General features: G+C 72.7%; 20 protein-coding genes. 14 read left to right on the top strand and 6 right to left on the bottom strand.

Annotated features, from left to right (window positions below):
• The first annotated feature begins 242 nt into the window (after nucleotides 1-242).
• A complete protein-coding gene (locus tag AB0H12_RS39430) occupies nucleotides 243-2,336 on the top strand; it encodes a tetratricopeptide repeat protein (RefSeq protein ID WP_499630162.1) in 2,094 nt (697 codons plus the stop codon).
• A gap of 190 nt (nucleotides 2,337-2,526) precedes the next feature.
• On the opposite strand, the gene AB0H12_RS39425 is transcribed toward AB0H12_RS39430, so the two are convergent.
• The 5 genes from AB0H12_RS39425 to AB0H12_RS39405 form a co-directional block, all read right to left on the bottom strand.
• The gene (locus AB0H12_RS39425) at nucleotides 2,527-4,221 is read right to left on the bottom strand and encodes a ThuA domain-containing protein (protein ID WP_499630160.1); all 1,695 of its coding nucleotides are present in this window, start codon (nucleotides 4,219-4,221) and stop codon (nucleotides 2,527-2,529) included.
• Complete coding sequence (locus tag AB0H12_RS39420; RefSeq protein WP_499630158.1) at nucleotides 4,221-7,094, bottom strand: PQQ-dependent sugar dehydrogenase; 2,874 nt, start codon at nucleotides 7,092-7,094, stop codon at nucleotides 4,221-4,223. Before AB0H12_RS39420 ends, AB0H12_RS39425 begins: the two co-directional genes overlap by 1 nt.
• A 96-nt stretch (nucleotides 7,095-7,190) precedes the next feature.
• Nucleotides 7,191-9,581: a ricin-type beta-trefoil lectin domain protein gene (locus AB0H12_RS39415; RefSeq protein WP_499630156.1), complete on the bottom strand. Its 2,391-nt coding sequence runs from the start codon at nucleotides 9,579-9,581 to the stop codon at nucleotides 7,191-7,193.
• Nucleotides 9,582-9,853: 272 nt separating this feature from the next.
• Complete coding sequence (locus tag AB0H12_RS39410; protein WP_499630154.1) at nucleotides 9,854-11,389, bottom strand: glycoside hydrolase family 76 protein; 1,536 nt, start codon at nucleotides 11,387-11,389, stop codon at nucleotides 9,854-9,856.
• A 72-nt stretch (nucleotides 11,390-11,461) separates the two neighbouring features.
• Nucleotides 11,462-11,779 (bottom strand): hypothetical protein, encoded by a 318-nt coding sequence (locus AB0H12_RS39405; protein WP_499630152.1) that lies wholly within the window; start codon nucleotides 11,777-11,779, stop codon nucleotides 11,462-11,464.
• Between the two features lie 231 nt (nucleotides 11,780-12,010).
• On the opposite strand from AB0H12_RS39405, the gene AB0H12_RS39400 reads away from it, so the two are divergent.
• Entirely contained in the window at nucleotides 12,011-12,433 is a 423-nt protein-coding gene (locus AB0H12_RS39400; protein ID WP_499630150.1) for an enediyne antibiotic chromoprotein, read from the top strand.
• Nucleotides 12,434-12,489: 56 nt separating this feature from the next.
• On the opposite strand, the gene AB0H12_RS39395 is transcribed toward AB0H12_RS39400, so the two are convergent.
• A complete protein-coding gene (locus tag AB0H12_RS39395) occupies nucleotides 12,490-13,338 on the bottom strand; it encodes a mycofactocin-coupled SDR family oxidoreductase (protein ID WP_498776834.1) in 849 nt (282 codons plus the stop codon).
• 294 nt (nucleotides 13,339-13,632) lie between these two features.
• On the opposite strand from AB0H12_RS39395, the gene mftA reads away from it, so the two are divergent.
• The 12 genes from mftA to mftE are packed head-to-tail and all read left to right on the top strand — an operon-like array spanning nucleotide 13,633 to nucleotide 25,458.
• A complete protein-coding gene (mftA, locus tag AB0H12_RS39390) occupies nucleotides 13,633-13,746 on the top strand; it encodes a mycofactocin precursor MftA (RefSeq protein WP_499630148.1) in 114 nt (37 codons plus the stop codon).
• A 9-nt stretch (nucleotides 13,747-13,755) separates the two neighbouring features.
• The gene (gene mftB, locus AB0H12_RS39385) at nucleotides 13,756-14,043 is read left to right on the top strand and encodes a mycofactocin biosynthesis chaperone MftB (RefSeq protein ID WP_499630147.1); all 288 of its coding nucleotides are present in this window, start codon (nucleotides 13,756-13,758) and stop codon (nucleotides 14,041-14,043) included.
• A gap of 10 nt (nucleotides 14,044-14,053) precedes the next feature.
• Entirely contained in the window at nucleotides 14,054-15,241 is a 1,188-nt protein-coding gene (gene mftC, locus AB0H12_RS39380; protein ID WP_499630145.1) for a mycofactocin radical SAM maturase, read from the top strand.
• Nucleotides 15,238-17,229 carry a mycofactocin system FadH/OYE family oxidoreductase 1 gene (locus AB0H12_RS39375; RefSeq protein WP_499630143.1) on the top strand — a complete coding sequence of 664 codons (1,992 nt, stop codon included), beginning with the start codon at nucleotides 15,238-15,240 and terminating at the stop codon, nucleotides 17,227-17,229. The genes mftC and AB0H12_RS39375 overlap by 4 nt, the downstream gene beginning before the upstream one ends.
• A gap of 1 nt (nucleotide 17,230) precedes the next feature.
• On the top strand, nucleotides 17,231-19,186 hold the full coding sequence (locus AB0H12_RS39370; RefSeq protein WP_499630141.1) for a mycofactocin system FadH/OYE family oxidoreductase 2: 1,956 nt from the start codon (nucleotides 17,231-17,233) through the stop codon (nucleotides 19,184-19,186).
• An 8-nt stretch (nucleotides 19,187-19,194) separates the two neighbouring features.
• Nucleotides 19,195-20,193 carry a mycofactocin-associated electron transfer flavoprotein alpha subunit gene (locus tag AB0H12_RS39365; RefSeq protein ID WP_499630139.1) on the top strand — a complete coding sequence of 333 codons (999 nt, stop codon included), beginning with the start codon at nucleotides 19,195-19,197 and terminating at the stop codon, nucleotides 20,191-20,193.
• The gene (locus tag AB0H12_RS39360; RefSeq protein ID WP_499630137.1) at nucleotides 20,190-21,494 is read left to right on the top strand and encodes an FAD-dependent oxidoreductase; all 1,305 of its coding nucleotides are present in this window, start codon (nucleotides 20,190-20,192) and stop codon (nucleotides 21,492-21,494) included. Before AB0H12_RS39365 ends, AB0H12_RS39360 begins: the two co-directional genes overlap by 4 nt.
• Nucleotides 21,491-21,781 (top strand): ferredoxin family protein, encoded by a 291-nt coding sequence (locus AB0H12_RS39355; protein WP_499630136.1) that lies wholly within the window; start codon nucleotides 21,491-21,493, stop codon nucleotides 21,779-21,781. Before AB0H12_RS39360 ends, AB0H12_RS39355 begins: the two co-directional genes overlap by 4 nt.
• A 5-nt stretch (nucleotides 21,782-21,786) precedes the next feature.
• Complete coding sequence (locus tag AB0H12_RS39350; RefSeq protein WP_499630135.1) at nucleotides 21,787-22,635, top strand: mycofactocin-associated electron transfer flavoprotein beta subunit; 849 nt, start codon at nucleotides 21,787-21,789, stop codon at nucleotides 22,633-22,635.
• Nucleotides 22,632-23,417: a mycofactocin-coupled SDR family oxidoreductase gene (locus AB0H12_RS39345; RefSeq protein WP_499630133.1), complete on the top strand. Its 786-nt coding sequence runs from the start codon at nucleotides 22,632-22,634 to the stop codon at nucleotides 23,415-23,417. Before AB0H12_RS39350 ends, AB0H12_RS39345 begins: the two co-directional genes overlap by 4 nt.
• A complete protein-coding gene (gene mftF / locus AB0H12_RS39340) occupies nucleotides 23,414-24,766 on the top strand; it encodes a mycofactocin biosynthesis glycosyltransferase MftF (protein WP_499630131.1) in 1,353 nt (450 codons plus the stop codon). The genes AB0H12_RS39345 and mftF overlap by 4 nt, the downstream gene beginning before the upstream one ends.
• Nucleotides 24,763-25,458 (top strand): mycofactocin biosynthesis peptidyl-dipeptidase MftE, encoded by a 696-nt coding sequence (mftE, locus tag AB0H12_RS39335; protein WP_499630129.1) that lies wholly within the window; start codon nucleotides 24,763-24,765, stop codon nucleotides 25,456-25,458. Before mftF ends, mftE begins: the two co-directional genes overlap by 4 nt.
• The last annotated feature ends 20 nt before the right edge of the window (nucleotides 25,459-25,478 follow it).

Below are 25,478 nucleotides of genomic sequence, written 5' to 3'. Positions count from 1 at the left end.
CCCAGGCCTGCCCGGCTGCCGGCAGCGCCCCTACGCCGACCGGTTCGACGACGAGCACCGACGTGGCTTCGGAGCCTCCCGGTCCCCCGCCCGGGACGCACGACACCGAACCCTCCCCGAAGCACCTGATCGTCCGGATCACGTTCTACGGCGCGAGCAGCGGGATCCCCGGCACTGCGGTAGGCGCGGGGGGCGACTTCGGGACGCTCGTGCCCGCAGCCGGACGAGTCGACAATCGGTTCATGATCCCTCGACGCGACGTGCACAACAGCCTCACCGGTGATGCGGCGTTCGCGGTGCAGGCCGGTGCCATCCACGGCGACGTGCACATCACGACGCACGCCGTCACCAAGACCGTGCCCCGCCAGCTCCCCGCCGGAGCCGGCAGGCTGACCGGCCGCGAGGACCTGCTGACCCGGCTGGACGCGCTGCGGGCAGGCGGGCTCGTCGTCCTGTCCGGCATGGCAGGCGTCGGCAAGACGGCACTCGTGCTGCACTGGGCGAACAGCGTGATCCACGAGTTCCCCGACGGGCAGCTCCACGTCGACCTGCGCGGTTTCGGGGGAGGCGAGCCGCTGCGCCCGCAGGACGCGTTGGCGGGCTTCTTGAGAGCGCTCGGGTACGCACGACCGGAAGAGCTGGCCACGGTCGAGGAACGCGCCGCGCACTTCCGGACGTTGATGAGCGGACGTCGGGCGCTCGTCGTGGTCGACAACGCGTTGTCCGCGGACCACGTTCGGCCGTTGCTGCCGGGTCCCGCCGGGGGGATGGTCGTCGTGATCAGCCGCCACCAGCTCAGCGGCCTCGTGGTCGAGCACGGGGCCACCGCGCTCCGGGTCGAGCCGCTGGCCGAGGACGTCGGCATGACGCTCCTGCGTGCGGAGGTCGGTGACCGGGCTCGTCACCCCGCCGCGGGCAGGTTGGTGCGGTTGTGCGCCGGGTTGCCGCTGGCGCTGCGCATCGTGTCCGAGCGGATCGCCCGCTCCCCGTCCGCGGAGCTCGACGGTGTCGTGGCCGACCTCACCGACGAGCACGGGCGGCTCGACGTGCTCGACACCCAGGACGACGACGCCCGTTCCGCGGTGCGCACCGTGTTCTCCTGGTCCGTCCGGTCGCTGCCGTCCGCTGAGGCCGGCGCCTTCCGATTGCTCGGGTTGCACCCCGGCCCGGAGTTCGGCGCGAACGCCGTGGCGGCGCTCCTCGACGTCCCACCCCTCGCCGCCGCCGCGCTGCTGAGGTCGTTGGCACGGCGGCACCTCGTCCTCGACCTGGGATCCGATCGCTTCGGCCTGCACGACCTGCTGCGCCTCTACGCGCGGGAGGTGTGCGAGCAGGTCGACGCCGCCGAAGACCGACGAGCGGCGGTCGCGCGGCTGTTCGACCACTACCTGCACATGGCGGACCGCGCCGGGCGGATCGTCATGCCGCACCGGCTCCGGTTCCCCCTCGCCGGACGAGCAGCGGCTCTGCTCGACCTCCCGGATCGCCACGGCGCACTGCGCTGGCTGGACCTCGAACGCCGGAACCTCGAAGCGATGTGCGCCGTCGACGACCCCCGGCTCGACGAACGGCGCTGGCAGCTCGCCTACGCGTTGCGCGACTACTACTTCCTGACCAAGGCCCTGGACGGCTGGCGGACCACCCACGAACAGGCGCTCCTGGCGTGCGTCCGGGCGAGTGACCCGCTCGCCGAGGCGCTCACCCGCAACAACCTCGGCATGGTGCTCGTCGAGCTGGAGGAGCTGGAGGGAGCGGCGCAGCACTACCGACGGGCGCGGGAGCTGTTCGAGGAACTCGGCGACGGGCACGGGAGGAGCAACGCGCTCGCCAACGAGGCGGCCGTGCACCGCAGGCGCGGTGAGTTCGCGGCGGCGTTGCGCAACCAGGAGCTCGCGCTCGGCTGGTACCGCGACAGCGGCGCGCACCGCAACGTCGGGATCACGTTGCGCAGCATGGCCCTCGTGGAGATGGAGCTGGGCCGCTTCGCCGACGCGGTCGAGCACGCCGAGGAGGCCATCGCGATCGCGATCGGACTCGGCTCGGACCTGGACGCGGCCGAGGGGTACGGCAGGCTCGGCCGGGTCCGGCACCGTGCGGGCGACCACGTCCTGGCGGAGATCGCGTTCCGCCAGGCCGTCCGGTGCGCGAGGTCCTGCGGCAGCAAGCACGAGGAAGCACGCGCACTCCAGGAACTCGGTGCGCTCGCCGCGTCGGCGGGCGATTTCGACGAGGCGCGGCGGTGGTGGACCGCCGCACTGGACCTGTACCGCGCACTGGGGTCGACCCGGGGCGGCACCGTGGCCGCGGCCCTCGCCCAGCTGTCCGCCGATCGGTAGCCCGGCGGCGCGGTTCGGCGGTATGACGTCATCGTCACGCACACCGGTCGTGGACGCGAGCACCCGTGGCCACCGGGATGGTGGTGTGACCGGGCCGCCGCGCCCCCCTGTCATTTCCGGCAACGGCACGAGCAGAGGTGTCCCGCCGCACCACGCGCGGCGGGACACCCCGGTCAGGCCGGTCTACCCGTCAGGGCAACGTCCATCTCTGGTTGGCCGCGCCGATGCAGTCCCAGATGTGCAGCGCGGTGCCGTCGGCGGAGCTGTTGCCCGACGCGTCCAGGCAACGCCCGGACTGCGGGTTGCGCAGCGCGCCACCGGACTGCGCGGCCCACTGCTGGGCGCCGCTGCCGTTGCACGTCCACAGCTGCGTGACCGTGCCGTTCGCCGTGCCGCCGGACCGCACGTCGAGGCACTTGCCCAGCGCGCGGATCGTGCCGTCACCCGGCAGGGTCCACTGCTGCGCGTTCGTGCCGTTGCAGGTCCACAACTGGATCTTCGTGCCGTCCGCGGTGCCCGCGTTGCTGACGTCGACGCACTTGCCGCCGATGCCGGTGATCCGACCGGTGCGGGTGGCCGACAGCTCCTTGACCCGGATGTTGCGGAAGGACACGTCGTCACCGTCGCCGTGGTTCTGCAGGCCGAAGTGCCCCTGTTGCAGGCTCCGGACCGGATCGGTGTTGGTGAAGTCGTTGATCTTCACGCCGTTGAGGAACAGCTGCAACCGCTCGCCTTCGACGAGCAGTTCGTAGGTGTTCCACTCGCCGGGCGGGTTGAGCGCGCCGTCCCGGGCGGCGATGTCGGCCGACTTGAAGCCGTACACCGCGCCGGTGGTCCGGTCGACCGCGTCGGTGGGGTCGATCTGGATCTCGTAGCCGTTGTTCACCGCCGACCACGGGTCGCTGCTCGCCGGGAACCCGATGAACACGCCGGAGTTGTCGTCGCCGGCGAGCTTCCAGTCGAGCTTCAGCGAGTACGACCGGAACTCCTTGGCCGAGTACCAGAGCATCCCCATCCCGCCTCGTGAGGTGAGGGTGGCGTCGGCGACGGCGAAGCTGCCCGGACCGGCCTGGCTCCACCCGCTGGTGTCGGAGCCGCTGAACAGCGACGTGTAGCCGGTCTCGGCCCGGCAGTCGGCGTCGGTCACGCCGGCCGCGTAGCGGATGCCACCGAGCAGGTGCGCGCGGAACCCGGGCTCGGCGAAGGTCTGCTCGGTGTGCCCGCCGGCGGTGTACCAGGACCGGCCGCCCTGGTAGGTCTGGCACCAGGCGATCGGGTGGTCACCCATGTTGCCGCCGGAGTAGGTGCCCTCGTCCAGGCGCGCGAGCACGTGCACGTCGGCCCGCGGGTTCGCCCGGAAGTTGTACCACTCGTCGGTCCGGACCCAGTCCTGGCCGAGGTGGGAGGTCGAGGCGTGGGCGCGGTCCTCGACCCGCACCGTCGCCTGCTGGATCGCCGGGTGGGAGTGGAAGTACCCGCCCACCACGCCGCCGTAGAACGGCCACTCGTACTCGGTGTCGGACGCGGCGTGCACGCCGACGAAACCGCCGCCGGAGCGCACGTACGACTCGAACGCGACCTGCTGGGTGGCGTTGAGCACGTCACCGGTCGTGGACAGGAAGATCACGGTCTTGTACTGGGTCAGGTTCGCGCCGGTGAAGGCCCCGGCGTCCTCGGTGGCGTCCACCGTGAAGTTGTTCGCCGCACCGAGGTCGCGGATCGCCTGGATGCCGTTGGGGATGGACGAGTGGCGGAAGCCCGCGGTCTTGGAGAAGACGAGCACCTTGTAGGGGGGATCGGCCGCGGTCGCCGGGACGGGCGCCGCGGCGAGGACCACCACCGCCGTCGCGGTGATCGTCGACAGCACGGATCGCAGTCGGGACATCAGTTGCTCCTCGGTCGAGCGGTCGTCGTGGTCATCGGCCCGGTCCACTTCTGGTTGGCGGCGCCGTTGCAGTCCCAGATGTGCAGCGCGGTGCCGTCGGCGCTGCTGCCGCCCTCGGCGTCGAGGCAGCGCCCGGACTGCGGGTTCACCAGGGCGCCGTCCGGTCGCGCGATCCACTGCTGCGCGCCGCTGCCGTTGCACGTCCACAGCTGCGTGACCGTGCCGTTCGCCGTGCCGCCGGACCGCACGTCGAGGCACTTGCCCAGCGCGCGCAGCGACCGGTCGGCCGCCGTGGTCCACTGCTGCGCGTTGGTGCCGTTGCAGGTCCACAGCTGGATCTTCGTGCCGTCCGCGGTGGCCGCGCCGCTGACGTCGACGCACTTGCCGCCGATGCCGGTGATCGGACCGGTGCGGGGACCGGTGGCGAAGGTGAAGTCGTCGACGTCGAACAACGCGCCCGCGCCGCCCTTGAACACCAGGTAGAGGGTGGTGGTGCCGGCGGGCCGGTTGGTCAGGCCCGCGCTGACGTCGGTGAACGTCTCCCAGCCACCGGTCACCGGCACCGCGGCCGAGCCGAGCAGCGTGCCGGTCGCGGACCCGGCCCGCACCTCGATGGCGCCGCCCGCACCGGCCGAGGCCACCCGCGCGGTCATGGTCGTGGCGTCGGTCAGCACGTAGGGCTGGAACGCGATCCAGTCGCCGTTGTGGATGTCGCCGACCGCCTTGCCGCCGTGCGCGGCGCCCTTGTCGTAGACCGAGACGCCGTTGGCCGAGCCGTGGTGCTCGGCCTGCCGGTTCTTCGGCTGGGTGACGTGCTGGGTGTGGGTGGTGACGCCGCCGTTGTCGGTGTACTCCGCGTCCCAGACGCCGAAGATGTTGGCGTTGGGGTCGTGCTCGCCGTCCTGGGGTGTCTGGACGGTGCCCGAGCACCCGGTCGCCTCGGTCAGCTTGTGGCCGTGCGAGTCGTGCCCGAGGATGTAGCTGATCTTGACCTTGGCGCAGTCGACCGCGCCGTCCTCGGGGTCGGTCACGCTGATCCGGAACGGCACCGCGTCGCCGAACTCGAACAGCTGCCCGTGCTGCGGCAGGTGCAGGGTCACGGTCGGAGCCGTGTTGCCGACGGTCACCTGCACGCTCGCCGTGGCCGTCCGACCGGTGCTGTCGGTGACGGTGAGCGTGGCGGTGTAGGCGCCGTTGGCCGAGTAGGTGTGCTGGGGGTTGGCCGCCGTCGACGTCCCGCCGTCGCCGAACTTCCACGCGAACGTGATGGCGTCGCCGTCGGGGTCGGACGAGCCCGCCGACGAGAAGGTCACGGTCAGGGGCGCCTGGCCGGAGGTCTTGTCCGCGGCGGCCTTGGCGATCGGCGCGAGGCCGCCGGTCACGTGCTCGATCCGGTACAGCGCCGAGTTCGCGTCACCGGCGAACCAGCCCGTGCCGTAGTCCAGCACGTACAGCGCGCCGTCCGGGCCGAACGCCGAGTCCATCACCTGCGTGCCGGACCAGGGGAATGCGGTGATCGCGCCCGGCGTGCCGTTGGCGTTCACCGTGATGTCCTTGATCCAGCGGCGGCCGAACTCCGTGCCGAAGAAGTGCCCGTCGTAGGACTGCGGGAACTTCACGGCGGAGTCGAGGTTCGGGTTGTAGCGGTAGACGGGGCCGCCCATCGGCGACTCGCTGCCGCAGCCGAACTCGGGCACGGAGCAGCCGTCGTACTTGATCCAGGCCGCTTTCGCGGCGGGCAGCGTCGGCAGGCCGGTGTTGCGGGGCGAGTTGTTCGTCGGCCCACCCGCGCAGTTGTACTTCGCCCCGGAGACGCCGGTGGCGAAGTCGTGGTCGTTGTAGGTCTCCTCGGTGGTGTTCGAGCCCGTGCAGTACGGCCAGCCGTAGAAGCCGGGTCCGGTGATGCGGTTGAACTCGACCTGGCCCGCCGGGCCGCGGGTGGCGCTTGTCGACCCCGCGTCCGGGCCGTAGTCGCCGAGGTAGACGACCCCGGTCGCCTTGTCCACGGAGAACCGGAACGGGTTGCGGAAGCCCATGGCGTAGATCTCGGCCCTGGCGCCCGCCGTGCCGGCTGCGAACATGTTGCCCGCCGGCACGGAGTAGCCGCCGTCGGCGTTGACCTTGATCCGCAGCAGCTTGCCGCGCAGGTCGTCGGTGTTGCCGGCGCTGCGCTGGGCGTCGAAGGCCGGGTTGCGGTTGGCGCGCTCGTCGAGGGGGCTGTAGCCGTCGGAGGCGAACGGGTTGGTGTCGTCGCCGGTGCTCAGGTAGAGGTTGCCCGCGGCGTCGAAGTCGATGTCGCCGCCGACGTGGCAGCACGTGCCGCGGCTGGCGGGCACGTCCAGGACCACCTTCTCGCTGGCCGTGTTCAGCGTGCCGTCGGCGTTGAGCACGAAGCGGGACAGCCGGTTGACCCCGTTCCAGGCGGAGAAGTCGGTCCCGTCGGAGGGCGCGTCGCCGGCCGGTGTCGACAGCGGGGGCGCGTAGTAGAGGAACAGGTGGCGGTTCGTGGCGAAGTTCGGGTCGGCGGCGATGCCCTGCAAGCCCTCCTCGTCGTGGGAGTAGACGGTGAGCTTCCCGGCCACCTTCGTGTTGCCCGCGGCGTCGGTGAGCCGGATCGTGCCGTCCCTGGAGGTGTGCAGGACCGACCGGTCGGGCAGCACGGTCATGGAGATCGGCTCGCCCATCTCGGCCACGCCCTTGGCGAGCGTGACCTGCTGGAACGAGGGCGCCGGCGCTGCTCGCGGCGTCGAGTGGCCGAGCGGTGCGGGCGCTTGGGCGGCGGCGGTCGTCGGTGCGGCGGTCTGGACGGCGGCGGCCACCAGGAGCAGGGCGGCGGCGCCGAGGCCGGTGCGGGTTCGCGGGGATCTTGTCATGGTGACGTCGTCCTCCTGGACTTCACTGCCTGGACGTGGGACGAGGGGTGGTCCGCCGGCCGGCAGGGCGACCGGCGGACCCGCGGATCCCCGCGATCAGGGGAGGACCCACTTCTGGTTGCCGACGTCGAGGCAGTCCCAGATGTGCAGCACGGTGCCGTCGGCGGAGTTGTTGCCCGACACGTCGAGGCAGCGCCCCGACCTCGGGTTGCGCACCGAGCCGTCGGGCTGCGCGACCCACTGCTGGGCGCCGGTCCCGTTGCACGTCCAGAGCTGGGTGACGGTCCCGTTGGCCGAACCGCCCTGTTGCACGTCCAGGCACTTGCCGAGCGCGCGGATCGTCCCGTCGGTCCCGACCGTCCACTGCTGCGCGACCGTGCCGTTGCACGTCCACAGCTGGACCTTCGTGCCGTCGGCCGTGCCCGCGTTGCTGATGTCCGCGCACTTCGCGGCGAGGCCCTTGATCGGCCCGGTGCGGGCCGTGGTGCCCGGCTTGGTGTTGAGCGTGTACCAGGCCTCCGTGCTCCACAACGACTTGCCGGACTCGGAGGCGAACGGTCGGGGCGAGCGCAGGTGCACCACGTGCCCGGCCTGGATGCCGGAGAGCAGGACGGTGACCTTCCTGCGGTCCGCGGACGGCGTCGCCGACTGCACGGTCAGCGCCTGCGAGCCGATCTTCGGTCCGCCGTAGGTCGACGTCGGCAGGTAGCGCCACTGCGTCGCCCGGTACTTGGCCGCGAGGTCCTGCACCGTCTGGGCGGACAGCGGTTGGGTGTACTCCAGCTCGAAACCGCCCTGGATCGCCCGCATGGCGACGATGTCGAACGCCTCCGCGCCGTTGGGCGTCAGCTTCTGCAGGCCGAAGTTCAGCTTGCCCGCCTGGCCCCAGTTGCCGCCCGCGCCGATGCCGCCGGTGTAGATCGCGCCGTCGGGGCCGAGGCTGATCCGGTTCACGCCGGACTCGAGCCCCTGCGTCAGGCGGAACACCGCGCCCTGGTACTCGGTGCCGACCTTCTCCAGGAAGCCGCGTTGCAGGCCACCGTAGGTCACGTCGCCGAAGACCATCTGCCCGGCGAACGGTCCGGTGGTCAGCTGCACCGGGTTGCTCGGCGAGTTCGCGATCTCGTTCTGCGGCAGCCACAGCACCGGCGAGGTGATCGCGCGGTTGTCGAACGGGCCGACCGGGTTGGTGTAGTGGTTGAAGAACCGGTCCTGCTTGACGTGCACCAGCTTCGACGACGGCAGCCAGCCGCCCTGGTTGTCGGTGACGAAGAGGTCGCCGTCGGGACCCCACCCGATGCCGTGGGGCGTGCGCAGCCCACCGGCGAGGTAGGAGACCGCGCCGGTGGCCTTGTCCACCTTGATCGTGGTGCCGCGGTTGGGCGCGGGCTGGGGGTCGGTCGTGGCGCCGCCGTAGTTGATCGCCACCGACAGGTTCAGGTAGAAGGCGCCGTCGCGGTACAGCATCCCGAACGCGAACTCGTGGAAGTTGCCGCCGAACGGCCAGGTCGCGACGCGGCGGTAGTCGTCGGTCACCCCGTCGCCGTTGGTGTCGTTCAGCTCGGTGAGCCCGACCTTCTCCGACACGTACAGCTTGCCGTCGACGTGCTTGATCCCCATCGGCTCCTGGAGCCCGGAGGCGATCCGCTGCGTGCGCACCTTCGAGGGGTCGGTGGCGCCGGTGACGCCGCTGATCAGGTGCACCTCGCCCAACTTGGTGTTCGAGCCGCCCCAGGTGGCGATGGCGAGCCGGCCGTCCGGCAGCCAGTCCATGCCGCTGACCTGCGGCTCGAACCCGGCCGGGCGCAGGTTGGTCAGGGAGTACGCGGGGTGCACGGCGGTCAGCGGCAGACCGTCGCCCGGTGCGTCGGCGCCGCCCTCGCACTCCTTGCGGCCCGGTGCGGTCACGCGGACCACACCCGAGTCGGTGCTGAGCGCGGCGTTCGGCACGACGCTGAACCCGGTCGCGCCGGGCGGCTGCCACTCCAGCGTCAGCTGCTGGCCGCCCCCGTTGTCGAAGTGGTCGATCCGCAGGGCGTGGTAGCCGGCCCCGAGCTGGACGGAGCCGCTCTTCGACTCGCTGCCGTGCAGGCCGTCGTGGTCGACCACCACCGCGTTGTCGATCCGCAGTCGGGAGCCGTCGTCGCTGGTGAGGCGGAAGCCGTAGGTGCCGGCGGTGGTGATGGAGAGGTTGCCGGTCACCTCGGACAGGAAGCGGTCGCCGAGGCCGAAGTCCGCGGTGGTGGTCCAGTTGATCGACGGCATCAGCTTGTCGACGTTCGGTGTCTGGCCGGTCTTGAGGGTGCACAGCCGGGCGAGCTCGGTCTGCATGTCGAAGACCCGGAGCGTGACCCCGGGCTCTTGGGGCGGAGGCGCCGCGGCGTGCGCGGGCGAGGAGACGGGCAGGGACGCGGCCGTGACGAGCGCGATCGAGGCGAGGGAACCGGCGGCGCGCAGCCACCGGATGCGACGGGCAGGGGACGACATCGGCGGTTCTCCCTTGAACTAAGCCGGTGAGCAGGGGACTCGACTCGGCAAGGGGGTTCGGGGGCAGGGAGCCCGGGAGCCGGTGTGTTAGCCAGGTCACATCCGGCTAGGCGACCGTAAGGCGGCTTTTGTACAGAGTCAACGAAAGATCGTACTAAAATTACGAAAGTGCTGCGAACAGTTGCGCGACTGCCAACATTCGGGTGCAGCGCGATCAGCGGATCGGCGCATCAGGGTCCTTCTCGACCCCTCTACGCGTTGCCGTGGCCCGGTCAGATCGCTGCGTTCATCAGGTCCACCGCGCTGTGCTGCCGCGCCGCGTCGCTGCGCTGGAACGGCCCCGCCCAGGGCTGGTCGTAGGAGTCGCTGCTGGACCGGTCGCGCGCGTAGGCCGTGTCCGCCTGCCTCTTGAGGTAGGCGGTGTACGGACGGTCCGGCAACGCCCGGTTCAGCTGACCGAGCCCGCGCACGAAGGCGCCCTTGAACGACGGCACGTCACCGCCGCCGCCGTTGTCGAACACGATCCCGCCGGGGTTGAGCGCCGGGCTCGTCGTCGACGCGTCGGCCAGGACGCGCGCCCTGGCGAGGTACGCCTGGTCGCCGGTGGCGCGGTGCAGCTCGGTCAACGCGGCGAGCGGCACGCCCTGGTTGTAGCTCCACGGCGTCTGGCCGTTGTTGCGGCACGTCGACGTGACGAGCCCGTCGTTGACCAGGTTCGAGCCGTTGATCATCCCGCTGCCCTCGAACCACCGCCAGCCGTCGCGGGCCCGCTGCACGTAGGTCGTCTCACCGGGCAACCGGTTGTGCAACGCGGCGTTGAGCTGGACGTACAGCGAGTTGGCGATGGCGTTCTTGTAGGTCCGGCTCGACGTCCACCAGATGCCGCCGCCGCAGGTCCGGTCCCAGTACCGGTGGACGTGGTCGGCGCCGGCGCGGGCGGTGTCGAGGTAGCGGCGGTCGCCGGTCAGGTCGTAGGCGGCGATCCACGCCAGGCCCCACCACGCGACGTCGTCGTTGTACTCGTTGACGAAGTCGCCCGCCCAGGCGGTCCGGTTGAGGTCGTAGGTCCGCGCGATGGCGTACCGGTAGCTGCCCATGCCGCTCGCCCGCGTGTTGTCGATGATCGCCTGGAGCGCGTTGGCGGCGTTCCACCAGCCGGTGGTGTCGAACAGGCCGGTGCTCGGGTTGTACCGCTGCATCAGGGCGGTGGCCGCCCCGGTGGCGCGGTTCCCGGCATTCCAGGTTGTGCGGTACCAGCTCGTGCAGCCGATGGACGACGACCCGACCGGCCGGCCGCACGCCCGCAGCAGCCCGACACCGAGGTTCGCCCAGTCGTCCACGTTGTGCATGGACGTGCGCCAGCCGCCGTAGCCCGCCGGTGTCGTGGTCGAGCCGAGCCTGGGCTGCCAGGTGACCCCGGCGTCGTAGGAGCGGTCGAGCCAGACCTCGTCGCCCTGACCGCCGCCGGAGATCACCGCCCAGCCCATGGTCTCGGTGCTGTCGAAGTGCAACGCGACCCGGCGGGCGCCGACGGGCACGGCCTGGGCCACGCGCTCCCCCGCCGAGAGGGCGGGGTCGCGTTCGTCGCAGTGGAGGTTGCAGACCGGTCCCACGGAGATCGACCGGGACTCGGCGGACGGCCGGGACGACGACCGGTGCGCGCTGGGCGGCAAAGCGGGGTCGCGGTCGTCGCAGTAGCTGTCGCAGACGGCGGTGGCCGACAGCGGCACGGTGGCCGGATCCGGTGGAGCGGTGGGCGACGCGGCCGGCAAGACCACAAAGGACAGGAGCAGGGATGCGTGAACCACGGTGTTCAGCACTGGACCTCCCCAACGGGAGTGCGCGGCCGACAGGGTTGTGAGAACGCTCTCACACCGAGGCTAGGACCGGTCTTCGCACAGCGTCAACAGGTCCCGCACCGCCGGCGCGATGACGAGCTCCTCGACGTAGCCGGTGGTGATCGTGTGCGGCGGTGCGGCGGAGCGCGCCGCGAGTGCCGCCTGTCCGGCATCCTCCAGCCGCCGGACCTGGCGGCAGGTGCCGCCCGCGTCCTCAAGACCGCGTCGGCCGCGATTACCGATCGAATTGCCCGCCGCCCGACCGGCGCACCCTACCGGAACCCGCCGGCGAGCGGCGACGACGGAACCCCTGAAGCGGAGGCACACCGCGTCGACCACCCCGAACAATGCGCGGATCAACGCGGTAGGGGTTGTCCGAAAAATTCACCGTCCACTAACTTGGAAATTTTTCGGACGCCATTCAGCGAAGCGGCAACAATTATTCCCCGAGTCTGGTTGACAGCCAACAGAGCGTGCCGATAGCGTCACGATCGGCGACATCAGGGGGATATCCGCCACTTCCGGTGGCTATCACGGCACCCTGCGGGCCCGTTGTCGCCGAATATCCGAAAACAGATCGGGGAATTTGCCATGCGTTTGTTCAACCGAATCCTGTCCGCCACCGGCGTCGCCTTCGCCGCCACCGCGCTCGTCGCGGGCGTCGCGGTCGCCGACGCGTCGGTCACCGTCACCCCGGCCACCGGGCTGGTCGACGGCCAGTCGGTCGACGTCGCGGTCGCGGGCTTCGGCGCCGCGGAGGAGCTGTTCGTCGCCCAGTGCGCGCAGCCCGAGGCCGGCGTCTTCCTGTGCGACATGGTCAACGTGCAGTCGCTGACCACCGACGCCGACGGCGCGGGCTCCGCGACCACGACCGTCCACGCGACGTTCGAGGGCTTCGACCAGACCGGCTCGCCGGTCGCGACGGTCGACTGCGCGACGGTGGCCGGCGGCTGCCTGCTCGGCGCGATGAACCACACCGGCAGCAGCGCGTTCGCGCCGATCTCGTTCCAGTAGGCGGAGACCCGGTGGCGGGTGGCGTCACGGCCACCCGCCACCGGGCGCTTACGACGTCACTTGCCCTGCTTGACCAGGGCGCCGGCGTCGATCTTCAGGTGCGTGCCGGTGGTGTAGCGCGACTCGTCCGAGGCGAGGTACAGGACGGCGTGCGAGACGTCCTCCGGCTCCACGAACGGGATCGGCATGGCGTGGAACGCGAAGAAGCCCTGCACGCCCTCCTCCGGGGTGGGCTCCTCCAGGTCCGGCCGGAAGATCTTGTACATCGACGGGTTGTGCATCATCGCGGTGTTGACGTTGGACGGGTGCACCGCGTTGATCCGGATGCTCATCGGCGCCAGCTGCGTGGCGAGGATGTTGGTGTAGAGCACCAGGGTCTGCTTGGCGACCGAGTACGCCGCGCCGCCGGGGCCCATCGGACCGGGGTCGCCGTGACCCGGCATCAGGCCGACCGCGGAGCCGACGATGATGACCGACGACCCGGGCTGCAGGTAGGACAGCGACGAGTGCACGGTGTTGAGCACACCCGTCAGGTTGATGTCGACGATCTGGGTGAACGTGGTGAGCGGGCGGCCCGGGCCGAGCTGCGCGATGCCCGCGTTCGGGATCACCACGTCCAGCTTGCCGAGCTCGGCCACGCCGGCGTCGATCGCCTGCTGGAGCGCGGCGCGGTCCCGCACGTCGACCTTCGCGGTGAACGCCCGGCGCCCGGCCTTCTCGATCAGGCGGGCGGTCTCCTCCAGGTCCTCCTCCGAGGCCATCGGGTAGTCGATACCCGGGAGGTCCTCGCAGAGGTCGAGGGCGATGATGTCGGCGCCCTCCTCGGCGAGCCGCACCGCGTGGCTGCGACCCTGCCCACGCGCCGCGCCCGTGATGAGCACGACCTTGTCTTCAACGCGGCCCATTGTGCGGCCTCCTGCCATCGCTGTGAACGAACAATTCGTCAGACGGGTGCCGCGACCACCGGTTCCGGCGTCCCGCGTCGGAACGCGCGAACACCCGTCGGAGCATTAACACCCGGCAACTGTCTACCGCTCCCCCGCGGCCCAGGGAAGACATTCGACCCCCTAGCGGCCCGGTGTTCCCGTGGTGCCCGCAATCCCCTGCCGGGTAAGGGGGCTAGGGGCTAGGCACTCCTGCGACCCCTGGTTACAGTCGTCCACTGAACCGGTTTGAGCAGCCGATCCGAGGAGCACGGCATGAGCGGCACCCAGGACACCTCAATTCCGCAGACCGACGCCGACAACGCGTTGGTGGAAGCCGACTTGCTCGTCGAGGACGTGTCGATCGACGGCATGTGCGGCGTCTACTAGGTCGACCGGATGGAATTCGACCCGGACCGGCCGTACCGCTGCTCGCCCGCGCTCGCGTTGCGCCCTGAGCCGTTCGGCGCGCTCGCCTACCACTTCGGCACCCGTCGGCTGTCGTTCCTCAAGTCCACCAAGCTGGTCGAGGTGGTGCGCTCACTGGAGCACCAGCCCTCCGCCGCCGCCGCGCTCGTGGCCGCGGAGGTGGGACCCGAGGAGCACCGCACGTACTTGGCGGCTCTCGCCCGGCTCGCCGAGGCGGGCACGATCGAACCGCGCCCGCCGGGCCCACCACCTCGCTGAAAGGCGCGCGATGAAGCTGTCCGAGCACTTCAAGCTGGGTCTGGACGCCCCGATCTGCCTGACGTGGGAGTTGACCTACGCCTGCAACCTGGCGTGCGTGCACTGCCTGTCGTCGTCGGGCAGGCGCGACCCTCGGGAGCTGAGCACCCAGGAGTGCCGGGCGCTGATCGACGAGTTCCAGCGCATGCAGGTCTTCTACGTCAACATCGGCGGCGGCGAGCCGACCGTGCGCCCCGACTTCTGGGAACTGGTCGACTACGCGGTGGACCACCAGGTGGGGGTGAAGTTCTCAACCAACGGCGTGCGCATCGACCGCGCCCGTGCCCGCGCGCTGGCCGCGTCCGACTACGTCGACGTGCAGATCTCGTTGGACGGCGCGACCGCGGAGGTCAACGACGTGGTGCGCGGTCCCGGCTCGTACGCGACGGCGTTGCGGGCGATGGCGAACCTGCGCGACGAGGGCTTCCGCGACTTCAAGATCAGCGTGGTGATGACCCGGCAGAACGTCGGCCAGCTGGACGACTTCGCGGCCATCGCCGAGGAGCACGGCGCGCAGCTGCGGATCACCCGGCTGCGCCCGTCCGGTCGCGGCGCCGACGTGTGGGACGAGCTGCACCCGACCGCCGAGCAGCAGCTGCGGCTGTACGAGTGGCTGTCGGCCAACGGCGACCGGGTGCTCACCGGCGACTCGTTCTTCCACCTCAACGCGCTGGGCTCGACGCCGTTGCCGGGGCTCAACCTGTGCGGCGCTGGCCGGGTGGTGTGCCTGGTCGACCCGGTGGGCGACGTCTACGCGTGCCCGTTCGCGATCCACCGGGAGTTCCTGGCGGGCAACGTGCGCGAGCCGGGTGGCTTCACCGGGGTGTGGCGGGGGTCCGACCTGTTCGCCCGGCTGCGTGAGCCCTCCGACGGCGGCGCGTGCTCGTCGTGCTCGGCGTTCGACTCGTGCCAGGGCGGGTGCATGGCGGCGAAGTTCTTCACCGGCCTGCCGTTGGACGGGCCCGACCCGGAGTGCGTGCGCGGGCACGGCGAACGGGCGCTGGCCACGGTCGGCGCGGCGCCACGGTCGGACGTCGACCACTCGCGCCGCAAGGCGGTGCCGCTCCAGCTGACCTTCGGTCCGCCCGCCGTCGTGCCCGCGCCGGCCTTGCGCCCGTGCGACCCGAATCCGCTGAGCGGGTTCGAAGTGCCGCGATGAACGCGTTGACCGGACCGGTCGTGCTGGCCGGGAGGACGGCGCCGAGCCGGGTGCTGTTCGGGCCGCACGAGACCAACCTGGGTGACGGGCGTGCGCTGTCCGAGCGGCACGTCGCGTACTACGAGCGGCGGGCCGCGGGCGGGGCCGGGCTGATCGTCACCGAGACGGCGAGCGTGCACGACTCGGACTGGCCCTACGAGCGCGCGCCGCTGGCGGCTTCGTGCGCCGACGGGTGGCGTGCGGTGGTCGCGGCGTGCCGTCCGCACGGCGCGCTGGTGCTGGCGGGGTTGGGTCACGCGGGTTCGCAGGGCAGTTCGGCGTACGGGCAGCGGGCGTTGTGGGCGCCGTCGCGGGTGGCCGACGTGGTGAGCCGCGAGCTGCCGGCCGAGATGGAGGAGCGCGAGATCGCGGCGCTCGTGGCGGGGTTCGCCGCGGCGGCGGCCTCGGCGGCGGCGTGCGACCTCGACGGGGTGGAGGTCGACGCCGGGCAGTACTCCGTGCTGCGGCAGTTCCTCTCCGGGCTGACCAACCAGCGCGGTGACCGCTACGGCGAGGACCGGACGGCGCTGCTGGTCGAGGTGCTGGCGGCGGTGCGGGCCGAGTTGGGCGGCGGGCGGGTGCTGGGGCTGCGGCTGTCGTGCGACGAGTTGGCGCCGTGGGCGGGGATCACCCCGGAACACGCGGTCTCGTCGTTCGCCGGGTTCGCTGACGTGGTCGACTACGTGGTGCCGGTGCGCGGGTCGGCGATGAACGTGTCCGCGACGCGGCCCGACTCGCACACCGAGCCCGGGTTCAACGCGGGGCTGTGCCGGGCGCTCCGCGAGGCGGTGTCGGGGCGTGCGGCCGTCGTGTGGCAGGGCAGCGTGGTCGATCCGGGTGCGGCGCGTGCGGGGATCGAGGACGGCACGGCGGACCTGGTGGAGATGACCCGGGCGCAGATCGCCGAGCCGCGCTTGGTGTCGCTGGTGCGGGCGGGGACGCCGGAACGCATCCGGCCTTGCGTGCTGTGCAACCAGTTCTGCCGGGTGCGTGACAGCCGCAACCCGCGGGTGAGCTGCCTGGGCGAGCCGAGCAGTGGGTACGAGGGCGACGAGCCGCCGGTGGACCTGCCTCGGCCGGGTTCGGGTTCCGGCGCGGGCACGGGTTCCGTGTCGGTGTCGGACGAGGTGCTGGTGGTGGGTGGCGGGCCCGCCGGGTTGGAGGCGGCGCGGGTGTTGGCGTTGCGCGGGTGTTCGGTGCGGTTGGTGGAGCAGGAGGAGCGAGTCGGGGGGACGCTGTTGGTCGCGGCGCAGCTGGCGGGACGGTCGCGGCTGGCGGGGTTGGCGCGGTGGCTGGAGCGGGAGGTGCGGCGGCTCGGCGTGCGGGTCGAGACCGGGACCCGCGTCGACCTCGCCGACCTCGACCCCGCGGTGCCCGTGCTGCTCGCCACCGGGTCGGTCGCCGGACCGCGGGCGTACACGTCCGACGGGCCCGTGGTCGAGACGCGCGACCTGCTCGCGGGACTCGCCGCGGGCTCCGGTGTGGACGAGCTCCTGCCCGCAGGGCCGGTGCTGGTGGTGGACCCCGTCGGCGACTGGACCGGTGCGGGCACGGCGGAACTGCTGGCGGCGGCCGGTCGGGACACCGCCATCGTCACCCAGGACCCGGTGATCGGCACCCAGCTCGCCATCACCGGTGACCTGGCCGCGGCCAACACCCGGTTGCAGGTGGCCGGCGTGCGGTTGCACAAGCGCGCGGAGCTGCGCCGGGTGCTCGGCGGGCACGCGGAGCTGGTGCACGTCATCACCGGCGTGGAGTCCACTGTGGACTGCGCGGTGGTGGTGCACTGCGGGCACCGGCTGCCCGACCCGACGCCGTCCGGGCTGCCCTCGGCGGGCGACTGCGTCGCGCCGCGCACGGCGCACCAGGCCGTCCTCGAAGGTCGGCGCGCCGCCCTGTCCTTGGCCACGCGGGTCACGCGGCCGACGCCCGTGCTCGGGCGGGTGTGACGTGTCCCGCTACCGCTACCTGTTCTCCCCCGTCCGGCTCGGCCCGGTCGTAGTGCCCAACCGGATCGTGTTCGCCGCGCACCTGACCAACCAGGCGCGGCACGGCCTGCCCAGCGAGGCGCACGCGGAGTACTACGCCGCACGTGCGGCCGGCGGCGCGGGCCTGATCATCACCGAGGAGCACTCGACCCACGTCACGGACTGGCCGTACGAGAAGCTGGTGCACGGCTTCCGGCGCGAGGCGATCGCCGGCTACCGCAGGATCACCGACGCGGTGCACGCGCACGGCGTGCCGATCTTCGCGCAGCTCAACCACAACGGCGGCCAGGCGTCCTCGATGTACTCGAGGCTGCCGGTGTGGGCGCCGTCGGCGGTGCCCGACCCGCTCTTCCGCGAGGTGCCCAAGGCGATGGACCACGGCGAGATCGCCGAGGTGGTGGCCGGCTACCGCACCGTCGCCGCGCACTGCGTGGAAGGCGGCTTCGACGGCGTGGAGCTGCAGTGCTCGCACTCCTCGATCGTGCGCGGCTTCCTGTCGCCCGTGACGAACCTGCGCACCGACGGCTACGGCGGCTCGCCGCGCAACCGGGCCCGCATCCTGCTGGAGATCATCGAGGCGGTCCGGGAGGCGATCGGACCGGACCGGGCGCTGGGCGTGCGGCTGTGCGGTGACGAGCTGATCGAGAACGGCACGCGGATCGAGGACGCCGTCGAGGTCGCGCGGATGGTCGAGGCGACCGGCGCGGTGGACTACCTCAACACCTCGATCGGCGTGGCGACGTCGACCCTGTTCATGATCGAGGCGTCGATGGCGTTCCCGCCGGGGTACGCGCTGCACATCGCGAGCGCGATCCGCGAGGCCGTCCGCCTGCCCGTCGTCGGCTCGGGCCGGATCAAGGACCCGGCGCAGGCCGAGCGCGCGCTGGCGGAGGGGCAGTGCGACCTCGTCGGCGTGGTGCGCGGGCAGATCGCGGACCCGGAGTTCGCCGCGAAGGCGCGGGCGGGGCGGGCCGGCGACGTCAACGCCTGCCTGTCGTGCAACCAGGAGTGCGTGGGCCGGGTCGGGTTGGGGCGTTGGCTGGGCTGCGTGGTGAACCCGCGTGCCGGGCGGGAGACCGTCGTGCTGCCGACGCCGCGCCGACGTGGCAGGCGGGTGCTCGTGGTCGGCGGCGGGCCGGCGGGGTTGAAGGCCGCGGCGACGGCCGCTCAGCGCGGGCACGACGTGACGCTGCTGGAGCGCGCCGCGCAGGTGGGTGGTCAGGTGGCGCTGGCGGCGACCGTGCCGAGCCGGGTGGAGCTGGGTGAGCTGGTGCGCGGGCTGCTCGCGGAGTGCGTGCGGTCCGGGGTGGAGCTGCGGACGGGCGTGAGCGTCGACGCGGCGTGGTTGCGGGCGCAGGCCCCGGACGTGGTCGTGCTGGCCACCGGCGCCAGGCCGAAGCGCCCGTGGTGGGCCGGCGAGCTGGAACGGGTGGTGGACGTGCGGGATGTCCTGGAGGGGCGGGCTGCGCCGTTCGGTGACGTGCTCGTGGTGGACGAGCTGGGGTTCCACCAGGCGACTTCGGTGGCCGAGCTGCTGGCCGACCGACGTGCCGCGGTGCGGATCAGCACGCCCGGCATGGTGGTCGGCCAGGACCTCGGGCTCACGCTGGACCTGGAGATGTTCACGATCCGCGCGCACGCCAAGGGGATCGCCCAGTCGACCGACGAGGTCGTGACCGGCGCGTGGCAGGCGGAGGACGGCGGTGTGCTGGTCGACCTGCACACGCACACCACCGGGGTGACCGTGCAGCAGCGCTACGACTGGGTGGTGTGCGCGGTGCACCAGGACCCGGAGGACGGGCTGTGGCACGAACTGCGGGACGCGCCGTTCGAGGTGCACCGGGTGGGTGACTGCCTGACGCCGCGGCGCGCGGACTCGGCGGTCGCCGAAGGCCACCGGACGGCGGCAGCCCTGTGAACGGCCCCGTGAACACCACAACCGTGGACCCGAACCCGAGCGCGGGAGATCCGGTCGAGCCCGATGTCGGTGGTCTGGCCGAGGTGGCGCGACAAGCCGGCGAAGCCGTGGACAAGCGCATCGCGGTCGTCCCCGTGCGTGACGGGGTGGTGCCCTTGGGCGCGGACGAGGCGGTCGCCGAGGCCGGTGGGGTGGCGTTGATCGTCGGCACCGGCACGCGGGCAGCGGCCGAAGCGCTCTGCGCGTTGGTCTCGGGCACGCTCGTCGAAGCCGGGGCGTTCGCGCCCGGCCGGTGGGCGCGTGGGCTCGCCCGCGCACTGGCCGCGCACCACTGCGTGATCCTGCCGGGCTCGCCGGACGGCCGCGACCTCGCGCCCCGGCTCGCCGCCGAACTGGGCCGCCCGCTGCTGCCCGGCGCGGTGCGGGTGTCGGACGGCGGCGCGGAAGTGGTGCGCTGGGACGGTCGGGTGAGCGTCGAGCTCGCCGTGGAGGGGCCGTTCGTCGCGACGCTGCTGCCCGGCGTGCGCGGCGTCCACGCGTTCGGCGGCACGCCCGACCTGGTCGAGTCGGCAGCCGACCACCGCATCGCCGAGGACGCGACGTCGGTCGAGGTGCTGGCGCCCGACCCGGCCACCGCCGACCTGGCCGAGGCGCCCCGGATCTTCGGCGCCGGCGTCGGGCTGGGCGACGCGCGGACCGTCGCCGTGATGGCACGCGTGGCCGCGGCGCTCGGCGCGTCCACGGGCGCCACCAGGGCGGTCACCGATGCCGACTGGGCGGACGCCGAACGGCAGATCGGCACCACCGGCGTCGTGGTGAACCCCGAGCTGTACGTGGCGTTCGGCGTGTCCGGCGCGGTGCAGCACACCAGCGGGCTCGGCGACCCGGCGCACGTGGTGAGCGTGAACACCGACCCGTCCTGCCCCATGACCGCGATGGCGCACCTCGGCATCGTGGCCGACGCGCCCGCGGTGCTGTCCGAGTTGGCCGCGAGGTTGGGCGTATGAGCGAGTTCGACGTGGTGGTGGTCGGCGGCGGACCGGCGGGATCGGCGGCGGCGCTGGAGGTCGCCCGGTCCGGTCGCTCGGTCGCCCTGGTCGAGCGCGGCCCGTTCCCCGGCTCGAAGAACGTCTACGGCGGCGTCGTGTACGGCCGCGTGCTGGACGACCTGGTGCCGAACTGGTGGGAGCACATGCCGGTGGAGCGCTGGGTCACCCGCCGGTCCACCATGGTCATGACCGAGGGACGCGCGCTCACCGTCGACTTCCGCACGCAGGACTGGGGCCGACCGCCCTACAACGGGGCGACCGTGCACCGGGCCGACCTGGACCCGTGGCTCGCCGGGCTCGCGGTCGAGGCGGGCGCGGTCCTCGTGCCCTCCACCGTGGCGACCGGGCTGCTGCGCGGGCCGGACGGCGCGGTCGCCGGCGTCCGCACGGACCGCCCGGACGGCGACCTGCGCGCCGGGGTCGTGATCGCGTGCGACGGCGTGAACTCGTTCCTGGCCAAGGAAGCCGGCCTGTTCGACGCCTCCCGGCAGGCGGAGCACACCGTGCTCGGGGTGAAGGAGACCATCGCCCTGCCGCGCGAGGTGATCGACCAGCGGTTCGCGCTGCGCGGCGACGAAGGCGCGGACATCGAGATGCTCGGCTGCACGGGCGACGTGCCCGGCGGCGGTTTCCTCTACACCCAGCGGGAGTCGGTCTCGCTCGGCGTCGTGCTCTCGCTGCCCGGCCTGGCCGCGGCGCGCACCCGGCCGGAGGCCCTGCTCGCCGACCTCAAGCGGCACCCGGCGATCGCCCCGCTCGTCGCGGGCGGTGAGGTGGTCGAGTACTCGGCGCACCTCATCCCCGAGGGCGGCTACCGCCACCTGCCCCGACTGGCCGACGACGGGCTGCTGGTCGCGGGCGACGCGGCCGGGTTGTGCCTGGCGGCGGGGATCTGGTTGGAGGGCGTGAACTTCGCCCTCGGCTCGGGCGCGCAGGCCGGGCGCAGCGCGGTGGCGGCGCTGGACGAGGGCGACACCTCTAAGCGCGGCCTGGCGGGGTACCGCAAGGCGTTGGAGAGCTCGTTCGTGCTCGCCGACCACCGCAAGCTGCGCGACATCCCGGGTCTGGTGATGTCGGACCGGGTGCAGCGCCAGTACCCGGGGCTGCTGTGCGACCTGGCGCAGTCGGTGTTCCAGGTCGACAACCCCCGGCCCAAGCCGGGGCTGCGCGGGCTGTTGCGGCGCAGCGCGAAGGACAACGGGGTGCGGCTGCGCCACCTGGTGCGCGACGCCGTGACCGGGATGCGGGGGTTCGGATGAGCTACGCCGAGCGGGCGTTCGACGACGTTCTGTCCACTGTGGAGTTCCACGTCGGCGAGCGGGCGCACATCACGGTGGACAACTCGGTCTGCGCCTCGTGCACGTCCCAGGTGTGCGTGAGCGCGTGCCCCGCCGACCTGTTCGTGCCCATGGCGGACGGCGGCGTCCTCTTCAACTACGAGCACTGCTTCGAGTGCGGCGCGTGCTACCTGTTGTGCGACAAGCCGGGTGCGATCACCTGGACCTATCCCGACGGCGGCCAGGGCGTCGTCTTCACGAAGGGGTGAGGCCGGTGCTCGTCGTCGCCGCCCTGCGCTGGACCGCGACCCACGCCTCGGTCGACCCGCTCACCGGTCGGGTCCGGCGCAACCCGCGCACCGGCGGGCTCTCCGAGGCCGACCGCTGCGCGCTCGAACACGCCGTGCGCCTGGCCTCCGCGCTGCCCGACGCCCGCTGCGTCGCGGTGGCGCTCGGTCCGCCCGAGGCGGACGACGTGCTGCGACTGGCCCTCGAAGTCGGCGTGGACGAGGTGCTGCGGGTGGACCACCCGGCGGACGACGACCACACCGACGACGGCAGCCGGACCGCGGCGGCGCTGCTGGCCGGGCTGCGCGCCGGACCCGGCGTGCCGGACGTCGTGCTGTGCGGGGACCGTTCGTCGGACCGCGGCACCGGGACCACCCCCGCGTTCCTGGCCGGGTTGCTCGGCGCGCGGCAGGCATTGGGTCTGTGCGAACTGGGGCTTCGGGACGGTGAGCTGCACGGCGTGCGACGGCTCGACGGCGGCCGGCGCGAGCGGCTGCGGATCGGGTTCCCCGCCGTGTGCTCGGTGGAGCCCGGCGCGGTGCGGCTGCGCCGTGGTGCGTTGCCCGCGGTGCTCGCCGCCCGGCAGGCCGTGATCCCGGTGGTGTCGCCCGGTGTTCGCGCGGACAACCGGGTGACGGTCACCGCCGTGCGCGCCTACCGACCGCGTCCCCGCGTGCTCCCGGCGGCGAGCGCCGCGTCGCACCACGAGCGCATCCTGGCGCTGTCCGGGCCGACCGGCCCGAAGGTCCGCTCGCGCGTCGTCACGCCCAGGACGCCGCAGGCCGCGGCCGACGAGCTGATGGCGTTCCTGCGCGAGCACGGGTACCTGCCGTGACACCGCGCGTGGCCGTGGTCACCGGAGCCGCGCGCGGCATCGGAGCGGCCGTCGTCCGCCAACTCGCCGAGCAGGGTTGGCGGGTCGTCGCGGTCGACGTCCCCGGCGACCTGCCCGGCGTGCCGTACCCGTTGGGCACGCGCGAGCAGTTGGCGGAGCTGGCGGGGCGGTGGCCGGGTCAGGTGCTCGACGTCGTCGCGGACGTGCGCGACCAGTCCGGTGTGGACGGAGCGGTCGCGCTGGCGGAGCAGGAGTTCGGCCGGCTCGACGCGGCCGTGGCCGGCGCGGCGGTGATGGTCGGCGGCACACCGCTGTGGGAGACCACCGACGAGCAGTGGGACGCCCTGTTCGACAGCGGGGTGCGCGGCGTGCTGAACCTGGCCAGGGCCGCCGTGCCCGCCCTGCTGCGCGTGCCGGCCCCGCGCTCGGGACGCTTCGTCGCGCTCGCCTCCGCCGCGGCGCACCGCGGGTTGTGGCACCTCGCCGGGTACAACGCCGCCAAGCACGCCGTGGTCGGCCTGGTCCGCGGGCTGGCGACCGACCTGCGCGGCACGGGCGTCACGGCCACCGCCGTCTCCCCCGGTTCGACCACGACGGACATGCTGACCGCGAGCGCCGCGCTGTACGGGCTGGCGGACGTGTCCGAGTTCGCCGCTCACCAGCTCGTCGAGCGGCTGCTCGACCCGGACGAGGTCGCCGCCGCGGTGAGCTGGCTGTGCGGCCCGCAGTCCTCGGCCGTCACCGGAACCGTGCTGCACGCCGATGGAGGGTTTACCGCATGAGCGAGTTGTGGCTTCGCCTCGACGGGGGCACCCGGGTGTTGGCCGGTGGTCGCGTGGTCCTCGGCGGGTCGCCGTACCGGGTGATGCGCCTGTCGGCGGCCGGCGCGAAGGTCGTCCGGTCGTGGCTCGACGGCGAGCCGGTCGGCGACGACCCCGCCCGGCGGTCGTTGGCCCAGCGGCTGGTGCGCGCGGGGATGGTGCACCCCGTCTACAAGGTAGGCCTCACGACCGCGGACGTCACCGCCGTGACACCGGTGCGCGACCAGCCCGGTGAGCTGCGCACCGTGGACGGCGTCGCGGCCTCGATCGTCGTCGACGACGGGTCGGCGCGGAGGGTGCCCGGCGCGGCGGTGCGGCACCCGGTCGCGCGCGGTCCGGCTGCGGCCCGCAACGCCGGTGCGGCACTCGTGCGCACCGAGCTGGTGGCGTTCCTCGACGCCGACGTCCACCCGGACCCCGGTTGGCTGGACGCCGTGCTGCCGCACTTCGCCGACCCGGAGGTGGCCCTGGTCGCGCCGCGGGTGCGCAGCGTGCCCGGTGACTCGACGCTGGCCCGGTACGAACTCGTCCGGTCGCCGCTCGACCTCGGCACGGCGCCGGGGCCGGTGCGCCCCGGCGCGCGGATCAGCTACATGCCGAGCGCCGCGATCGTCATGCGCGCCTCGGTGCTGCGCGAGATGGGCGGCTTCGACGAGAGCCTGCGCTTCGGCGAGGACGTGGACCTGGTGTGGCGCATGGCGGCCGCCGGGCACCTGGTGCGCTACGAACCCGCGTCCACGGTGGCGCACGAGCCGCGGTCGACCTGGCAGAAGTGGCTGCGCCAGCGGTTCGACTACGGCACGGGCGCGGCGCCGTTGGGACTTCGGCACGGTCCCGCCGTGACGCCGGTGAAGATGTCGCCGTGGAGCGCGCTGGCCTGGGCGTTGGCCGCGGTGGGCCTGCCCGCGGCGGGCGTGGGCGTGGCGCTGGGCACGGCGGCGCTGTTGCCGCGCAAGCTGAAGCGGTTCGAGGTGCCCGAGGTGGACTCGCTGCGGCTCGCGATCCAGGGCCACCTCGGCGCGGGCACGCAGGCAGCCGACGCGATCACCAGGGTGTACGGACCGGTGGCGATGCCGCTGATGGCGTTGTCGAAGCGGGGACGGCGGCTGCTGGCCGCGTCGCTCGCGCGGCACCTCGTGGAGTGGCGGGACAGCCAGGTCGAGCTCGACCCGGCGCGGTTCCTGGGGCTCCGCGTCGTCGACGACCTGGCGTACGGCTGCGGGGTGTGGTGGGGGTGCGTGAAGCACCGGACCGTCCAGCCGTTGCTGCCGGAACTCGTCGACTGGCCCGGCAAGCTGCCGCCGCGGTGAGGGCGCTCAGCGATCTCACGTGGCCCGAGGTGGCCGAGCTGGCGGCCCGCAGCGTGCTGGTGGTGCCGATCGGCTCGACCGAGCAGCACGGGCCTCACCTGCCCTGCACGGTGGACACCGAGGTGGCGGCGTGCCTGGCCGAGCGGGTGGTCGCGGCCCGGCCGTGGGCCGTGCTGGCGCCCGCCGTGCCCTACGGGTCGAGCGGGGAGCACGCCGGGTTCCCGGGCACGCTGTCGATCGGGCACCACGTGGTGGAGTCGCTGGTGCTGGAGCTGGTGCGGTCGGCCGAGGTGTTCGCCGGGGTGCTGCTGGTGTCCGGTCACGGTGGCAACGCCGTGCCGCTGAGCCGGGCGGTGGCGGCGGCGGTCGCGGAAGGGCGGGCGGTGGCGGTCTGGTCGCCGACGGGTCCGCCGCGCGACAGCCACGCCGGGCACACCGAGACCTCGGTGATGCTCGCGGTGCGCCCGGGAGCCGTGCGGCTGGACCGGTTGGAACGCGGCGACACCCGCCCGTTGCCGCAACTGATGGGCGTGCTGCGCGAACGAGGCCTGCGACCCGTCACCGCGAACGGCGTGCTGGGCGACCCGACGACGGCCTCGGCCGAGGCGGGCCACCGCGTCCTGACCCGGTGGACCGCGGACCTGCTGGCCGAGGCGGACCGCTTCCACCGGGTCCACGTCGACCGGTCGTGATGCCCGCGCGGGGCACCGCG

It is taken from the genome of Actinosynnema sp. NPDC023794 (assembly GCF_040639675.1).
In the GTDB taxonomy this organism is placed as follows: Bacteria; Actinomycetota; Actinomycetes; order Mycobacteriales; family Pseudonocardiaceae; genus Actinosynnema; species Actinosynnema luteola.
The sequence above is the reverse complement of the archived record's forward strand: the minus strand, read 5'-3'. Positions and strand labels throughout refer to the sequence as shown.

Bases quoted from the DNA above. Each gene is read 5' to 3' on its own strand.
- AB0H12_RS39430 (WP_499630162.1), top strand. From the start codon at position 243: ATGATCCCTCGACGCGACGTGCACAACAGCCTCACCGGTGATGCGGCG.
- AB0H12_RS39425 (WP_499630160.1), bottom strand. From the start codon at position 4,221: ATGTCCCGACTGCGATCCGTGCTGTCGACGATCACCGCGACGGCGGTG.
- AB0H12_RS39420 (WP_499630158.1), bottom strand. From the start codon at position 7,094: ATGACAAGATCCCCGCGAACCCGCACCGGCCTCGGCGCCGCCGCCCTG.
- AB0H12_RS39415 (WP_499630156.1), bottom strand. From the start codon at position 9,581: ATGTCGTCCCCTGCCCGTCGCATCCGGTGGCTGCGCGCCGCCGGTTCC.
- AB0H12_RS39400 (WP_499630150.1), top strand. From the start codon at position 12,011: ATGCGTTTGTTCAACCGAATCCTGTCCGCCACCGGCGTCGCCTTCGCC.
- AB0H12_RS39395 (WP_498776834.1), bottom strand. From the start codon at position 13,338: ATGGGCCGCGTTGAAGACAAGGTCGTGCTCATCACGGGCGCGGCGCGT.
- mftA (WP_499630148.1), top strand. From the start codon at position 13,633: ATGAGCGGCACCCAGGACACCTCAATTCCGCAGACCGACGCCGACAAC.
- mftB (WP_499630147.1), top strand. From the start codon at position 13,756: ATGGAATTCGACCCGGACCGGCCGTACCGCTGCTCGCCCGCGCTCGCG.
- mftC (WP_499630145.1), top strand. From the start codon at position 14,054: ATGAAGCTGTCCGAGCACTTCAAGCTGGGTCTGGACGCCCCGATCTGC.
- AB0H12_RS39375 (WP_499630143.1), top strand. From the start codon at position 15,238: ATGAACGCGTTGACCGGACCGGTCGTGCTGGCCGGGAGGACGGCGCCG.
- AB0H12_RS39360 (WP_499630137.1), top strand. From the start codon at position 20,190: ATGAGCGAGTTCGACGTGGTGGTGGTCGGCGGCGGACCGGCGGGATCG.
- AB0H12_RS39355 (WP_499630136.1), top strand. From the start codon at position 21,491: ATGAGCTACGCCGAGCGGGCGTTCGACGACGTTCTGTCCACTGTGGAG.
- mftF (WP_499630131.1), top strand. From the start codon at position 23,414: ATGAGCGAGTTGTGGCTTCGCCTCGACGGGGGCACCCGGGTGTTGGCC.